This is a genomic window from Pseudoruegeria sp. SK021 (genome assembly GCF_002119405.1).
Classification (GTDB): Bacteria; Pseudomonadota; Alphaproteobacteria; order Rhodobacterales; family Rhodobacteraceae; genus Meridianimarinicoccus.
In genome coordinates this window covers 488,598-504,324 of sequence record NZ_MTBG01000001.1, presented here as the reverse complement: position 1 = coordinate 504,324, position 15,727 = coordinate 488,598, and the positions used below count along the sequence as shown (strand labels likewise).

At 59.3% G+C, this 15,727-nt stretch carries 15 protein-coding genes; 7 read left to right on the top strand and 8 right to left on the bottom strand.

Going from position 1 to position 15,727, the window contains the following annotated elements; genetic code table 11:
* Positions 1–7 precede the first annotated feature (7 nt).
* Both BV911_RS02405 and BV911_RS02400 read left to right on the top strand, forming a co-directional pair.
* Positions 8–2,161: a YjbH domain-containing protein gene (locus tag BV911_RS02405; RefSeq protein ID WP_139840016.1), complete on the top strand. Its 2,154-nt coding sequence runs from the start codon at positions 8–10 to the stop codon at positions 2,159–2,161.
* Positions 2,140–2,850, top strand: coding sequence for a YjbF family lipoprotein (locus BV911_RS02400; protein ID WP_086051962.1), 711 nt, complete (start codon positions 2,140–2,142; stop codon positions 2,848–2,850). The genes BV911_RS02405 and BV911_RS02400 overlap by 22 nt, the downstream gene beginning before the upstream one ends.
* A gap of 22 nt (positions 2,851–2,872) precedes the next feature.
* Here the strand turns inward: BV911_RS02400 and BV911_RS02395 are convergent, their stop codons facing one another.
* From BV911_RS02395 to fliF, 8 genes are all read right to left on the bottom strand, one after another.
* Positions 2,873–3,436, bottom strand: a complete 564-nt coding sequence (locus tag BV911_RS02395) for a membrane integrity-associated transporter subunit PqiC (RefSeq protein ID WP_086051961.1) — start codon at positions 3,434–3,436, stop codon at positions 2,873–2,875.
* A 4-nt stretch (positions 3,437–3,440) separates the two neighbouring features.
* Positions 3,441–5,819, bottom strand: coding sequence for an MlaD family protein (locus BV911_RS02390; RefSeq protein ID WP_086051960.1), 2,379 nt, complete (start codon positions 5,817–5,819; stop codon positions 3,441–3,443).
* Entirely contained in the window at positions 5,816–6,373 is a 558-nt protein-coding gene (locus tag BV911_RS02385) for a paraquat-inducible protein A (RefSeq protein WP_240512108.1), read from the bottom strand. Before BV911_RS02385 ends, BV911_RS02390 begins: the two co-directional genes overlap by 4 nt.
* A gap of 44 nt (positions 6,374–6,417) precedes the next feature.
* Entirely contained in the window at positions 6,418–7,062 is a 645-nt protein-coding gene (locus BV911_RS02380) for a paraquat-inducible protein A (protein WP_086051959.1), read from the bottom strand.
* A gap of 65 nt (positions 7,063–7,127) precedes the next feature.
* The gene (gene fliP, locus BV911_RS02375; RefSeq protein ID WP_371587756.1) at positions 7,128–7,901 is read right to left on the bottom strand and encodes a flagellar type III secretion system pore protein FliP; all 774 of its coding nucleotides are present in this window, start codon (positions 7,899–7,901) and stop codon (positions 7,128–7,130) included.
* Positions 7,888–8,190 carry a FliM/FliN family flagellar motor C-terminal domain-containing protein gene (locus tag BV911_RS02370; protein WP_086051958.1) on the bottom strand — a complete coding sequence of 101 codons (303 nt, stop codon included), beginning with the start codon at positions 8,188–8,190 and terminating at the stop codon, positions 7,888–7,890. Before BV911_RS02370 ends, fliP begins: the two co-directional genes overlap by 14 nt.
* On the bottom strand, positions 8,183–8,791 hold the full coding sequence (locus tag BV911_RS02365; RefSeq protein ID WP_086051957.1) for a hypothetical protein: 609 nt from the start codon (positions 8,789–8,791) through the stop codon (positions 8,183–8,185). Before BV911_RS02365 ends, BV911_RS02370 begins: the two co-directional genes overlap by 8 nt.
* On the bottom strand, positions 8,791–10,428 hold the full coding sequence (gene fliF / locus BV911_RS02360; RefSeq protein WP_086051956.1) for a flagellar basal-body MS-ring/collar protein FliF: 1,638 nt from the start codon (positions 10,426–10,428) through the stop codon (positions 8,791–8,793). Before fliF ends, BV911_RS02365 begins: the two co-directional genes overlap by 1 nt.
* Before the next feature lie 372 nt (positions 10,429–10,800).
* On the opposite strand from fliF, the gene fliL reads away from it, so the two are divergent.
* The 5 genes from fliL (at position 10,801) to BV911_RS02335 (ending at position 15,616) form a co-directional block, all read left to right on the top strand.
* Complete coding sequence (gene fliL, locus BV911_RS02355) at positions 10,801–11,280, top strand: flagellar basal body-associated protein FliL (protein ID WP_086051955.1); 480 nt, start codon at positions 10,801–10,803, stop codon at positions 11,278–11,280.
* Positions 11,281–11,292: 12 nt separating this feature from the next.
* A complete protein-coding gene (locus tag BV911_RS02350) occupies positions 11,293–11,688 on the top strand; it encodes a hypothetical protein (RefSeq protein ID WP_086051954.1) in 396 nt (131 codons plus the stop codon).
* Between the two features lie 38 nt (positions 11,689–11,726).
* A complete protein-coding gene (locus BV911_RS19940) occupies positions 11,727–12,281 on the top strand; it encodes a MotE family protein (RefSeq protein ID WP_240512107.1) in 555 nt (184 codons plus the stop codon).
* Between the two features lie 72 nt (positions 12,282–12,353).
* Positions 12,354–13,223, top strand: coding sequence for a flagellar motor stator protein MotA (gene motA, locus BV911_RS02340; protein WP_086051952.1), 870 nt, complete (start codon positions 12,354–12,356; stop codon positions 13,221–13,223).
* A complete protein-coding gene (locus BV911_RS02335) occupies positions 13,220–15,616 on the top strand; it encodes a hypothetical protein (RefSeq protein ID WP_086051951.1) in 2,397 nt (798 codons plus the stop codon). The genes motA and BV911_RS02335 overlap by 4 nt, the downstream gene beginning before the upstream one ends.
* Positions 15,617–15,727: the final 111 nt, after the last annotated feature.

The following is a 15,727-nucleotide window of genomic DNA, read 5'->3' as shown; positions in this document are numbered from 1 at the left end:
TGTGCCCTTGGCCAAAATACAGTCGAAGTCGCGCTGGCCGGTCGAAATGCGTTGTGCTGCGGGCGTTGCCTTGGCTGTGGCGGCTGTCTCCCCCGCTGTGGCGCAAAACGTGCCAGGCGCCCGGACGGAGCTAAGCTTTTACGGTCTGCCCGGACTGATCGACATGCCGACGGCGGATATGATGCCGGACGCCGAAATCGCGATGACGATCAGCACCTTTGCCGGCATGACCCGGGGCACATTGGCATTTCAGATTGCCCCCCGGTTGGTCGGTAGCTTCCGGTACTCATCTTTGGATGACTGGAACGCGGGCGGGTTCAGCACCTATTACGATCGCAGCTTTGACCTGCGTTTTCAGGCGATCACAGAAACGGCCACGCGGCCATCGGTGACCATCGGCCTGCAAGACTTTATCGGCACTGGTATTTATTCGGGCGAATTCATCGCCGCGACCAAGACCTTCTCGGAAAAATACAGCGCGACGGGCGGAATTGGCTGGGGCCGCTTGGGCAGTAACAATTCCTTCGGGTCGACCGGAACACGGCCTGAGATGAATTCGGAAACGATCGGGACCGGCGGCCAGTTTAATACTGATACTTGGTTTCGTGGGGACATGGCGCTTTTTGGTGGCATCGCCTACCGTCCCGCCCCGAAATGGACCCTGAAAGCCGAATATTCCTCGGATGCCTATACGTTGGAAAGTGACCAACGCGGCATTTTCGATGTGGATATGCCGTTCAACTTCGGGGTCGAGTATGAGCCGGGTGCCGATTTCCGGGTTGGGGCCTATGCGCTCTACGGCACAGAGGTCGGGGTCAACTTGCAACTGAGCCTGAACCCGTCGCGGCCCAGTTCCCTTGGCAGTCTTGATCGGGCCCCTGCGCCGGTGCTGCAACGCCCGTCCCGGGCCAGCGCGCCGGAATTCTACAGCACCGGTTGGACCGACTCTGACACCATCAAAACCAATGTGCGCGAGCAATTGACCGCGGCGCTGCGGGCCGATGGCATGGATCTTGAGGCGCTGGAGTTGGAGCCGTATTCGGTGACGCTGTATTTGCGGAACCTCAGCTATCAGGTCACACCGCAGGCCATCGGGCGTGCGGCGCGGCTGATGTCGCGCATCCTGCCGTCGTCGATTGAGACCTTCACGATTGTTCAGATGGCTGAAGGGCTGACGCTTCCGTCGGTGACCATGACGCGAACGGACATTGAAACCTATGAGACTCAGCCGGACGGCGCGGAACAGATGTTGCGGGCGGCGTCGATCGATCCACATTCCGTGCGTCCCAAACCCGACGCATACGCCCCCGGGCTGTTTCCACGCTATACGTGGGCCATTAACCCTTACGTGCGTACCAGCCTGTTCGACCCAGATAATCCGTTGCGCGCCGATTTCGGCCTGTCACTGGGCGGCAATATCGAAGTGGCACCGGGACTGTTGTTTGGTGCCTCAGTTCAAAAAAAGCTGGCCGGCAATCTGGATGAAAGCACCCGCGATTCAGATTCGACCCTGCCGCATGTCCGCAGTGATTTTCCGCTGTATGACAAGAACGGCGATCCATCGATGGCGCAGCTTTACGGCAGCTATTTCTTCCAGCCCGCCGACGATGTCTACGGCGCGGTGACGGTCGGCTATTTGGAACGCATGTATGCCGGCGTGTCCTCTGAAATGCTCTGGGCACCGGTCAACAGTCGTTTGGCGTTGGGCGCGCAGCTGAACTACACCCAGCAGCGCGACTACGATGGCGGGTTCGGTCTGCTTGATTACCAAGTGATGACCGGCTTCGGATCGGCCTATTGGCAGTTTGATGATCAGTATTTTGCGCAGGTCGATGTCGGACGCTATTTGGCCGGTGACATTGGCACCACGCTGTCGCTGGCGCGGGTCTTTAACAACGGCTGGCGGATCGGCGCGTTCGCGACGTTCACCGACGTTTCGGCGGAGGAGTATGGCGAAGGGTCCTTTGACAAGGGCATCACCATGACCATCCCGTTGAACTGGTTCCTCGGCAAATCCAGCCGCGTGTCGGAAACCTTCGGCTTCCGGCCTTTGACCCGGGATGGCGGCGCCAAGCTTGAGGTTCCACAGCGGCTGTATCCGTTGGTCGAGCCCGGCAACCGTCCGCGTCAGGACGACCAATGGGGGAGTTTCTGGCGATGATGTCCATGTTCGGCCAACTGCGCGCCGTGTCGCTCCTGCTTGCCGTGGGAGTGGGGCTTTCGGGATGCTCGTCCGAGAACGTGCCCGGCTCCATGGCGGAATATCTGGGCAAACAGGTCGGTGGTGGGGGCGCAGAGCCGGCTGCAGCTGGGCAGCCCAAGGGCCTGTCACAACTTAGCCGCGCGGCAATTGCGAATGTGAACGCTCCCTTCGCGCTGGTGCTGCTTCCCGAAATCGAAACGGCGTCGACAGTTGCCGTTGCGGCGGTGAAGGGCGATGCGGTCACGTGGGTGGGGGTCGATGGATCGACCCTGACCTTCATTGGACCGGTGCTGTTTTCGACGCGTGGGATTGGCCCCGACCTTTTGACCGCCGAAGCGGCGCCGTTGGCAGCGATGTTGCGGGCGAACCGAAGTGGTCAGATCACCCGCAACTTGCGGCACCTCGACACTTTGGGTCAGATCGTGATTTTGCCGCTCGATTGCACCGTTGATGCCCTTGGCCCGGCGACGATTGAAATCCTCGAACGACAGCATCAGACTCGGCAGTTCCGGGAAACCTGTGCTGGCCCAGACGGGCTGAGCGTAGAGAATCTCTATTGGCTGGGTGCGGATGGCACCCAATGGCAGTCTCGGCAGTGGGTCAGCAAAGCTGCGGGCTATCTGGTGTACCAGCGCTTGGTCAAATAGTGGCGCGTTGCGGCGCCACCCCTTATCGCGCCAAGCGCCGTGCGATAATTTCAGACAGTTGGGAAATGGCGGCCCCTTGAGCCCGCGCCAAGGCATCCGGTCCGGTGCCCTCTACCGGAACCACGATATTGAACGACCCCGACCGGTCTGAGATCGACGATGCCACAGCCGAGATCGCATATTGGCCGGTGAATTGCAGTTGTCCGCCCGGTTGTCCCAGCAGGCGGGTGACCGTGACCACAACCTGCGCTTCTGGCGAGGTAGAGAAGGGCCAAGGCTCAGACGCAACCCGCGCCCCGGTGATTGCCCCCAGATTGGTGGCCAAGGACAGCGTAATGCTGCGTTCGGGGGTGTCGGCCCACACAGTGTTTGTGACGGTTTCGACCACGCCATCTTCGCCCAGCACGACCAGATCGTCGGATGCGGCATAGCGGGGCAGGGACAGATCGCGGATTTCAACTGAGGCCACGATCGGACGGATGCGCAGCTCTGGTGCTGTCGAGGTCAAGAGAACCTGTTTCGCCGGCCCCGAGCACGCGGTTGCGACAAGGGCCAGTACCAGAATTGACGCTTTCGAAGTCCACATGAGATTATCGTCCGATCAGAAGGGAATTTGGTTTGCGCTCGATGGCGCGGGAAAGGGAAGTCACCGACCGGGCGGTCTCGCGTAGGTCGTTCAGAAGCGACAGGGTTTGCAGGTTAAACTGCGATTTGGTGCCGTAGGCCGACATCAGTGTTTCCCCCTGAACGACGAGGCTTTCCAATCGGGCAGAAAGTTCCGGCAGGCTGGCGGCGGCGGTCTCGACAGCGGCGGCCGCAGAGCGAGCCGATGCCAGCGTGGCGTTGGTGTTCTCGACTGCGCCACCTTCGCGCAGTTCGGCAAGCGCGGCACCCACTTCGTCCAAGGCCCCGGCAAGGGCCGCCGGTATCTTCGCGGTGTCGGGCGAACTGACCAAGGCATTGGCGCTTTGCACCAAGGTATCCGCCGAGGTCACAAGTTCATTCAGCGGCAGGTTTTCTGCGGTCGAGGCCACAGCGTTGATCCGTGCCATTAAGTCGGGCAGGCCGTCGGTGGCGGTCTCAATTGACTTGGCGATGGTGCCTGTGCGGTCAAGCGCGGCGATCAGGGTGGCCACGGCATCGCTTTGCGCAAACTTCCCGCTGATGTCGCGGACATTGGCAAGCGACGCATTCACATCGTCCATCGCGGTCGCCAGTTGGGTTGGCAGGGCGGTGATCTGGTCTGAGGCCATAAGCTGTTCGGCCGAAGCCACAAGATCGGTTGCCGAGGTCATCAATTGGTCAAGCGGCAGATTCTTGGCCTTGGCAGCCACCGCTTCGATCTCTTTCAGCAGGGGCGGAAGGCCGCTGGCGGTATCTTCGATGGATTTGGCAATCGCGTCACTGCGATCGAGCGCGGTCAGAAGCTTTTTCAAGCCTTCGCTCTCGGCCACTTGATCGACAATGGCCCGCACACTGGCGATGGTTTGGTCGGCCTGACCAGCCAGACTTGTGATCGACTCGGATGAGATCAGATCCCGGGCTTCTTTCAGCAGTGCCACAACTTCTTGCGGTGCTTCCTGAACTTGCGGTGAACTGACCACCTTGTTTAGGTTCTGCACGAGGTTGACGGCGTTCTGCACAAATTCCTCGATCGGAAGGTCATCCAGCCGCTGAAGTGCGCCCTTGGCGGTCACCGCGATATCAGACACCGAAGGGGCCGTGGTCGGCAAGACAAGGTTTCCGTCCGCCGTGGTTTGCAATGTGGCAGCAGGCGCATCGGCCACTTCCAGAATTTCAACTTGTAGGGTGGTGCCCAAGAGTCCCACGCTGGCCAATCGGGCGCGATAGCCCTGCGCCGCAAGATTGGTAAAGAACGCGGTCAGATCATCCTTGCTAGACCCCTCTGGCAGTCCCAGTCTGGCGGGCTGAACCGAGAGATCCGCCCGCATCTTGATGATGTCCTTGCCATCCACAGAATCAACAATCGGCTGCATGGCCGCCACGGTGCCAACCTGAAGCCCGTGAAACGCGACCGCAGACCCCACAGCAAGACCGCTGACGGATCCCTCGAACAACACGCTCAATGCAACATCGGAGACATCGTTCGCCACGAAAGAGGCGCTTTTGGCTTCGTTCTGGTCCTTGTAGACGGTGAAGACGTGGCCGTTCTTGATCGGAGATGCGTTGTGATAGTCGAAGGATGAAAATGTCGTGCCGCCCTGCACGAGGGCAGATAGGTTGGCAACGTCGACCGACAGGCCCTGCGCACCCAGATTGACCGAGAATCCCGAAGTGGCCCAGAAGCGGGACGCATCGGTGACCAAAGTGTCGTGTGGGGCCCGGACAAAGGCGCGGGCCGTCACGGCCGACCCATCCGCGGTCAATGATGGCATATCGATCAAGCCGACCGTCACCCCTTTGAAGACAATCGGGGCACCGGCTTGGATCCGGTTTGCATCTTGGGCCGTTAGATAAAATTCCACGCCCTTGTCGGTGCCGGTGATCAATGGTTGATTGTCGAGGCCTGTAAATGTCGTGGCCGTTGGGCCCGGCGTGTCGTCCCACGCCCCTTCCAGAAAGACCCCACCCAAGACTGTGGTCAGGCCGGTGATCCCGCGGGCCGAGACCTCTGGCCGTACGATCCAGAATTTTGCGTCTTCATTAATGAAGGGAGCAATCGATTTATCCACCCGGACCGACACGATCACCTTTTGCAAATTGTCCGCGAACCGGACGCTTTCGACGGTTCCGACCTTGATTTGGCGATACTTCAGGGCCGTCTCATTGGCCGCAACCCCGTCCCCGTTGGTGAAGGTGATTTCAATCAGGGGACCGCGGCTTGAATAGGTCTGCCACGCAATGAACAGAGAGATGCCCAAGGCAATAAGCGGCACCAGCCAGACGGCGGAGACACGCCGTTTCTTTTCTGGGTCGACGCTCAGTTCGTCAGGTGTCCGCGTGGTCACTGGTTCAGGTCCTCCGTCGCGTCCCAGATCAGGCGCGGGTCCAGGCTAATGGCAGCCATCATAGTGCAGATCACCGAACTGGCGAAGCAGATGGCTGCAACGCCGGGGAAAATATCCGCAACTGACCCAAGATGCACGAGTGCCGAAAGAATGGCCACGACGAAAACGTCAACCATTGACCATCGACCAATGAATTCTACCAGTTCGTGGATCTTGAGCAACGTATGGCTGTTTGCTTTGCGTGGGAACCGGATCGACAAAACCACGTAGGCGATCGCAATGAATTTGGATATCGGGATGATGACCGAGGCAAGAAACACGACGCCGGCAACGAAATAGGCATGATAATGGACCAGTTCGATGACGCCGCCGACAATGGTGCTGGCGCTTTTTGATTTGACGGTATCCGTGATCAGCATCGGATAAAGGTTTGCTGGAATATAGGCTAGAAACCCTGCCAGCCACCAAGCCAGAACCCGTTGCAGACTGTGTGGGGCGCGGCTAGATAACGTCCCGCCACAGCGGGTGCAACGCGCCTGATCGGCGGCCCACACCCGTCCGCAGTGGCGGCAGGCTACCAGACCCGAGTTCCGGGCGGTCAGCGTTTTTGATATGTGTCCAGAGTGCGCCACATTGTTCTTTCACAAAGGACCACGTCCTTGGCCACGATCAGCACGACAAATCCGACAAATGCCCAGAACGCGGGACCAAAACTGACTGTCGCTAGCGAGCCGATTTTCACCAAGGCCACTGCGACCCCAATAATGAAAATTTCCGCCATTGCCCATGGCCGAAGCCGCATGACGATCATGAAGACATTCTTCGCATAGGGCAGGAGTGGTCGATCGAAGAGCATCGGAACGGTCGTATAGATCATTCCGGAAATGCGAATAACCGGCAATAGCACGATCAAGGCCGCCACGACTGCCGAGAGGGGGGCCATCATGCCTGAGTTCTCGGCGAAAGCAAGGATCGCATCAATGACCGAGGCCTTACTGGACAGGCCAGACGTATGAATTTCCAGAAACGGATATCCGATTGCAACCACCATGAGGCTTAGGGCGGCCGCAGAATAGGCGACGATCTTCGCGATGGCGTTGTCCCGGGGGGCGTATAAAATGGCCCGGCAGCGGTTGCATCTGCCGACCCCGCCTGACGGCACCTCGCTGACCGTATAGAGCGCATCGCAGAATGCGCACGCGGTTAGGTCGGCTGTCGGACTGATTTGTATATGCCTGTTCACCCGCCAACAGTGAAGACAATGGTGGCGTTCCGCAAGGGTGCCCAGTTAGAGCAAGGGCTCCCTCGTTAGAAATAGCTGCGGACAAGCGCGCTCGACACCAGCGTCCAGCCATCGGCCACCACGAAAAATGCCAGCTTGAATGGCAGTGATACGATCGCGGGCGGAACCATCATCATGCCCATGGACATCAAGATCGCGGCGACAACCAGATCGATGATCAGAAAGGGCAGGAAGATTAGGAACCCTATTTCAAACGCGCGCGCGATTTCAGACAACAGGAAAGAGGGCACCAATACTGACAAAGGCGCGTCTGGTCCCGGCAAAATTGCTCCCGACGGGTCACGAAGAGCTGACAAAGTTGCGAACGTATCGGGGTCAAGTCTGTTCGACATAAAGCCGCGGAACGGGACGATCGCCAAGTCGAAGGCTTGCCGGACATCGGCAGTCCCTGCCAGAAATGGCTCGACGCCTCGGGCCCAAGCTTCGGTCAGGACCGGGTCCATCACGAAATAGGTCAAGAACAGCGCCAAGCTGACAATCAGCATGTTGGGAGGAGATTGCTGTAAGCCGATGGCTTGTCGCAGAATCGACAAAACGGTTACGATAAATGGAAAACAGGTCACCATGATCGCCAGCCCCGGCGCGAGGCTGAGGACGGTCACCAGTAAAAACAACTGCACCGTGCGTCCGGACACCGAACCGGGCTCAAGTAAGCCTAGGCCGGAATCCAGCCCGGATTGCTGCGCCATTGCCATCAGCGGCAGGCCCGCCAGACCGATGCTGAGCGCCACTAAACCGTACAGCCCCGCACGGCCATGACGACGTTTACAGATCGCCATTGTCCGCCGCGACCTCGGTCAATCTGACAGCCAATTGCCCGGCTTGGTCGCCGGACAATTCTTCCAGTTGCCCGCGGGCGATCAGTTTATCGCCGACAAATAAGTCGACCGGATCTTCGACGCGTCTGTCCAGTTGCAGGATTGAGTCGCGGGTGAGCTGCAACAGCTCCCGAACCGTCGGATGGGCGCGGCCCACTGATACGCGCACTTCAATCGGGACGCGCGTGAACGGATTTGCTGCCCGGTCCTGCCCTGACCCGCTTGCTCGGCTGTCCTGACTGTCACCCATGTGCCTTAAGTCCTTCGCTTAAAGAGAAAAAATCTTCGATTGATGCCCGGATCTCAGAAATGGCGGCTGCCGTGTCGATGGACTCTTCGACCAGGCCCGCCCGCAGGAATGCTTGTCCCTCGGCCAAGGTTGGTTCTTCGCGGATCAGAACTGGAAAGCCGGGGGTCTGCGGCATCGCCGCTTCGACGGCGGCGCGGGAGGCCGGAGCAACCATTAAAATTATCGGGGGCTCAACCGCGCTGGCGAGAAACGTGTGCAGGCGTTCGACCACCAAATCTGGCAGGGTTTGGCTGGCCAAGTCCGGCAGAACGGATTTGACGATCTCTCGTACCAGCGGCTCCACCCCTTTCAGGATATGAAGCCGCGCCTCTTGGAAGGTAAAGGACAGGTCGCGCAGATTGCCGGCAAGATCTGCAGAGATACTACCGTTGTCTTCGGATTGCGCGGTGACGGCGTCGTCCCAACCGGCTTTGTAACCGTGTTCGAATGCAACGAGGCGCTGTTCTTCTGGCAGGATGTGTCCGGGACCGGACGCAGTGCCCCCGGCGGCCGTTGCAGTAAACGGCACGGTGAATTCTTCCAAAATCAAAGGGCGTCCCACTAAACTGATTCCTCTAGGCTGTCGTCTTCAAGCCAACTGCGCAGGATTTCGATGGTGTCGGGGCGGCGATCCTCGATCAGTTTTTTCAGGTTCGCGACGGATTCATGACCGGCATCGATCGGCGTTAACGCGGCTTCAGGCCCGACAGGGTTTTGGATTTGGGCGATTGCTGGGATGCCGCGGTCGCCTGCTGCAGTCGCTGAAACTGCACTACCCTCGACGATCGAAGCGTCTTCGCCAGCGCCGTCCGAGGGCACCGAGCGCATGTTCGACAAAGAGAGTTGCTCTAAATCAGTCTGGGCTGCCTGGCCGGACAGAATCGGGCGTACCACGAACAGGCCCAAGGCTAACGCGACCAAACTTAGCACCCCAAGTTGAAGCAGCCGCATGGGCTCCAGCGCGAGGCGTCCCAGAACACCTGCAGTTGCCTCTGTTCCCAGTTGCGGAACCGCGCCGAACTCCAGCGATTTCAGTGTGATGACGTCACCGCGACTTTCGTCGAAGCCGACGGCCGAAGCGACGAGTTCTCTCAGTGAGTCCAGTTCTGCATCGGGCCGACCCTGCACGCCAGCCTCTGCCGGAAGGCCGTTCAGCAAGACGGCAACCGTAAGGCGTTTGATCGCCCCCGGCGTGCGCGTGATTTCGCGTGTGGTCTCTGAGACTTCATAGTTGGTGCGTTCGCGGGTTTCGCTGTTCTGGCTTTGCGAGTTTCCGTCATTTCCGGCGGCCGCAGCTCCGTCTGGAAGGTTGCTGGCGACCGTGACACCGGCGCCGCCGGCATTCGTTTCGGATGTCGAAATTTCTTCGACGTCGGTGCTGATAGCGACACGGCTTTGAGGATCAAATCGTCGTTCAAGAATTGATTCGCGATCCGTAACCGATTCGATGCTGACCTCGACAATCGCATTGCCCGGGCCGACCCGGGCTTCAAGCAGGCGTTCGACATTTGCCTTCAGGGCGGTCGCCTTGTCGTCACCGGAATTCTGGGCATCGGAGTCGGATTTTGGACCAAGAACGCGTCCCGTGGTGGCATCAATGATGGCAACGTCATCGGGAGAAAGGCCAGCCACGGCTGATGCCACGAGGTATCGAAATGCCGTCGCATTTTCATCTGTCAGCCCGGTTCCCGCGGTGGTGATCGAGACCGATGCCGTTGGATTTTGTGCACGCCGGAAGGGAGTCGCACTTGAATTGGCAATATGGACACGTGCGTTCCGAATTGTCCGGTTGGCCACAATCGTTCGTGCCAATTCACCCTCTTTTGCACGCCAGTATGCAGCATCGAACATCTGTGATGTCGTGCCGAAGCCGGACAGGGTGTCCAATAATTCATAACCTGCGCCCGAATCCGCCGGGAGACCATCACCCGCGAGGGTCATCCGCAGTTGGTCGCGCAGCGACGCGTCCACATAAATGGCGCCGCCGCGCACATCATAGGTCGCACCCTGCTGGTCCAATGCTTGGATGACGTCGCCCGCCTGAGCGTTGTCCAGCCCGGAATATAACAGCGCCATTGATGGAGTGGCGGCCATTCTCGATAGCCCTAAAACAGCAGCGAAAACCGCCACTGTGGCCAGAACCACCAGTCCACGGCGACGGAGATCAAGATGAGACCATAGGTTGAGTAATTGCTGCACGAATCTGCTCCCCGACGATGCGGTCTACGGTTTTACCACTGGGTCCAACCTGCGCGCAGTGAGCTTAACAATCGGTTATCCGTCATCGGCCAATCTTGCCAAACCGCCGTCGAGGGATCGAAGGTCGGGTTTCGGGCCGATCTTTAGCCGGTCTACAACACGAAGAAATTGGACGGCCCTGGCGTGGCTTTCCTGTGGCAGTTCGTTTTGGCCAGCGCATTTCAATGCAGAACTAGGCTGGTCATTGCGGTGCACGATCCGACCGTGCCTTAGCCAAACCTTAACCCTCCGGCCGGTAGTTTTAGACGCGAAGACACCACGTCTTTCGTAAGTTTGGTGACAGGCGGATAACAACTTGGAAGGATCCCGGTGATGGCCGATGACGAGACCCCGCCCAGCAAGAAATCTCGGCTACCTTTGATCCTTGGAGCGGTGATGGCGCTTGTCTTGGGGGGGGGCGGCTTTTTCGCTGTTTACACCGGGCTGGTTCTGGGGGTGTCCCCGGTTTCCGACCATGCTGAGGCTGCGGTTTCGCATCCGGACGCGCTTGAACCGGTCGCCTTCGTCCCGATTGCGCCACTCATGGTCAGCGTGAGTCGCAGCACGCCGGAACAGTTTCTTAGGTTTGAGGGCACTTTAGAGGTCGACCCGGCCTATGCCGCCGACGTCGAAGTGATGATGCCGCGCATTATGGATGTCATGAACAGCTATTTAAGGGCGGTTGAAGTGCGGGATTTGCGCGATCCCTCTGCACTATTGGTGCTGCGGGCTCAATTGCTGCGCAGGGTGCAAATCGTGACCGGAGAAGGCCGCGTGCGGGACCTTTTGGTCACCACGTTCTTGGTAAGCTAGAAAGGCAAGACAATGGCGCTGATCGCCGATTTTTTGATGATCGCCGGGGCTTTGGGAGCCGCGCTCTATTGCGTGGTTCTGTCCCGCCGCCTCAGCAAGTTCACAAATCTTGAAGATGGGATGGGGAGTGCAATCGCGCAAATGTCGGTTCAGGTCACAGAAATGACCACGACCCTCGACCGTGCTCAGGGCTCTGCCGAAACCTCGTCGCGGTCTTTGGAAGACAGCACGCGTCGTGCGGAAGCAGCGGCGCGGCGCCTCGAAATGTTGTTGGCATCGCTTCATGACCTGCCGGAACCTTCGGCAGGCGGTTCGTCAAAGACGGCTGAAAAAGACCCCGCCAAGGTCGCTGGGCCGACATTTCTTCGGTCTGCACGGTCTGACAAACGTGATGAGCCTGCGCGATGAGCTCCAACAGGATCACCAAAAAAAGGCGTGGTGCCAATGTGAGTTTGGTGATTGCCTCACTGTTTTGCGCTTCGGTGGTGGTTCGCCTGCTGGGCGGAACCGCAGAAGCTATCGCGAAAGAGGTGGCAGCGCTTACGCCTTCCGGGCCGAGCATTGATGCGACTACCGCGCCTGATATTTCCGCAGCAGAGGTCAATGATTTGCTTGCCGGGTTGACCCAGAGGGCGCAGGCGCTTGATCAGCGGCGGGATGCCTTAGATGAAAGAGAACGAGACCTTGATGTTATGGCGCGGCTGGCAACCGCCCAGTTGGCGGAACTGCAAAAGGCCGAGTCCAGTCTCTCTGCTATGATCGCCCTCGCCGAAACGGCAGCTGAGGGCGACATTGTGCAGTTGATAACGGTTTATGAGAATATGAAGCCGAAAGAGGCCGCGCAGGTCTTTGAGGAGATGGACCCGCAATTCGCCGCCGGCTTCCTTGGCCGCATGCGCGCGGATACGGCCGCGCAAATTTTCTCTGGGCTGCAACCGGCCACGGCCTATTCCATCAGCGTGATTCTGGCCGGGAGAAATGTCGATGTTCCGACAGAATAAATTTTTGAAGGATATTCTTCACCACTTTCTGACAGCCTGAACGCGTCTCATTAGATCCGTTGGAGAACATGAATGGTTGGCATTATCGGAATTATCGTCATCTTCGTGATGGTCTTCGGAGGATATCTGGCGGCCGGCGGCAAAATGTCGATTATCGTCAAGTCGTTGCCCTATGAACTTGCCATTATCGGCGGCGCGGCAGTCGGCGCGTTTCTGATCTCAAATGACATGGCGGCGGTACGCCACACGCTGAAAGACGTGGGCAAGGTATTCAAGGGCCCGAAATGGAAGGCGACCGATTATCGAGATCTGCTCTGTCTTTTGTCGGAACTGATCCGATTTGCACGGCAAAATCCGGTGGGGCTGGAAGAGCATATCGAAGCCCCGGACCAATCATCGATCTTCACCGGCTATCCCAAAATCCTTGCGGATCGTGAGGCCGTGGAGCTGATTTGCGATACGTTGCGATCAGCCTCGATGAATTTTGACGATCCACATCAGGTCGAGGAAGTTCTGGAGAAACGGATGGACGAAAATTTCCATCACGCAATGCATTCCAGTCATGCGCTCCAGACGATGGCAGATGGCTTGCCCGCATTGGGCATCGTTGCGGCCGTTCTGGGCGTGATCAAGACGATGGGGTCGATCGACCAACCGCCTGAGGTATTGGGGAAATTGATCGGTGGGGCGCTGGTCGGAACCTTTCTGGGTGTGTTCATGGCCTATGGTCTGGTCGGCCCTTTTGCCGCTCGGGTCAAAAGTGTGATCGAGGAGGACGGGCATTTTTATCAACTGATCCGCGAGGTTCTAGTGGCAAACCTGCACAATCACGCGGCGAACATTTGTATCGAAGTTGGCCGTCAGAATACGCCCAGCCATATCCGGCCGTCCTTTTCAGAACTGGAAGAGGCATTGAAAGATGCCCGTCAGAAAGCCGCATGACCCGTCTTGCGTTCCTACTTTCGTTCGTCGTTTTAGCATCGCAGGCCGGGGCGCAGAATGTTGTGACGGTCCGGTCAGGCGAGCACGAGACGTTCTCGCGTCTGGTGCTATATTACGGCGCACCGGTAGACTGGAAATTAGGCCGGATCGCGAAAGGATACGGGCTTGAGGTACTGCCGGTGGCGCCGCCCTACGACCTGTCAGGGGTCTTCGACTTCATCCCAAAGTCGCGGATTCTCGATGCCCAAGTGGAAGCAGGGGTCGTCGTATTGTCGGTCACCTGCCTTTGTCACGCGCAGGCGTTCGAATATAAGCCGGGAATTCTGGTTGTGGACATCAAGGATGGCACTGCGCCGCCCGCATCGCCCTTCGAAACGGGTCTAACGGCCTTGACATCCGTCGATGATCTCACCGATGAGCCGTCAGCGTTTCCGACCTTATTGCCCCTCGGTAGCGTCGGCTCTGCCGCAGGCGAAGTGACCTTTCCGGTTATATTTCCCGGCGCGTCCCGCCCAGGAGGGGCAGTCCTGGTTCCCGCGCAACCGCGCGCCGTACAGGCCGGTTTTGAAGCCGCTTTGGCCGAGCAGTTGGGACGGGCAATGTCCCAAGGCCTTGCGACTGCTGCGCTTCCGGCAGGGCCCGCCGTCAGTTTGACCTCTCGGGACGATGCGTCTTCGGCGCCAAACGTCCCGGCACAAGAGTCGTCCGAGCCGGGCGCGCGGATCGACCTGCCGCCCGCCCGGATGGACCCGGATCAGGCGGACCATGTAGAAATGCGGACGGGAATCGACCTTGCGCGTGCGCAGGCCGAAGGAACTCTGGAACACATCGATCCTCAGTGCCTTCCCGCAAGCGATTTCGCCCTTTGGAATACTGTATCGGACATCGCCCCGGACAAGATGCTTTCGCAGGCCCGCGCGAACCTGATTGCTGCGGGTGATACGCCGGCGCCCGAGGCGGTCATAGCATTGACCGAGGCTTATGCCTATCTCGGCTTCGGTGCCGAGGCGCGATCCGTCCTGGCGGCCTATCCGCAGCCCGGTAGGTACGCGCAAGTCCTTGCGGATATGGCGCTGTTGCTGGATCATCCGAAGGCGGGCGGAAGCGATTTTCTCCAGTCTCAGGTCTCATGCAATTCAGCCGGTGCGCTTTGGGGATTGCTGGCCTGGGGCGAAACGCGCCCGTCGACAGCCGTTGACGAAAAAGCGATCCTGCGCACCGCGTCGGCATTACCTATTCATCTGCGACGGCTGATGGGACCGCTGCTGTCTGAACGGTTGCGAGAGCTTGGACGGAACGACGCCGCCGCATTGGTGCGCGATGCCGTCCTCAGGATAGAAAAAACGCCGGAATCGACCATGGCAATTGAGATTGCCAAAGCTCAACCACATGGGCCAGATTCCGAGACAGCGAAACAGCTTGAACGCGCGGCGGCGGGCAACTCCGAGACTTCGGCAGAGGCCGAAGCGCAACTGTTGCGTGAAATCGCGCGGGTGGGGGTGCCCGTCCCGGTAGAAAAACGGGATCGGGTGACGGCGCTGATTCACCAGACGAAAGGCACGGCTGCAGGACTGGACTTGCTCGCCGCCTATCTGGACGCGCTGGCCGCGGCAGGGCAGCACGAGGACGCTTTGCGCTATCTGACGCGATTTTCCGGGTCGGATTTCGCCAATATGCACGAACTGTCGCCGATGATGGACCGTCTGGCGATGCAAGTTGCTACCGACACCGACGATGGCCATTTTCTAATTCTTGCGGCGGCATATCCGCCCGACGCTCTGCCGTTTCCGCTGCCATTGGCGGCGACCGACGCGATTTCCAACCGATTGTTGCGTTTGGGCTTTTCGGACCTCTCGCGCAAATTCCTTCCGGCAGAGGTGCAGACACAGAATCGGGGAATGGTGGCGGTGCCAGATCCGGCTCGGCAGATCGCCCTCGCGGAAAATGCGCTGCTGAACGGTCGTCCGGTCGAGGCCCTGGCCCGGGTTGTCCAGCTTGAGACATCGGATGCCCGCGCGATCCGCCTGCGAGCGTTGGAGCAGGCCGGGGCATACCGGGAGGCAGGCGCCTTGTCGCAAGCTGATGGTGATGCCGCGACTGCCGCCCGTTTGGCATGGATGGCGGAGGATTGGTCCACAGCCGAAGCGCTGCTGCCCGAAGGGACGCGCAAGCTGCTTGCATCCCAAATGCGGGCTCTGGGGGGGGCTGTGCAGGGTGGGGCAGCAATCTCTGACCCGATCCCGGGCGCCAGTCTGGCGGCGCTGCCAGAAGGCACCGCCGCCGGTGACCCCGGGTCTCCCAGCTTGCGCGAGACCCGCAGCCTAATTGATCGCAGCCAAGCAATCCGCGCGGCAGCGGATGCGCTTCTAGCCGCTCAGAGCGCATCGAATTGACGGTGAACGTGTTTAGGGGCGCACATGCCGCCCGACGTTTTCCCGGCTGTTGTGCGGTCCCACCTGCCGAATGTGTGTTCGATCCCGAAATTGCAGCGTACCTACTGGTCT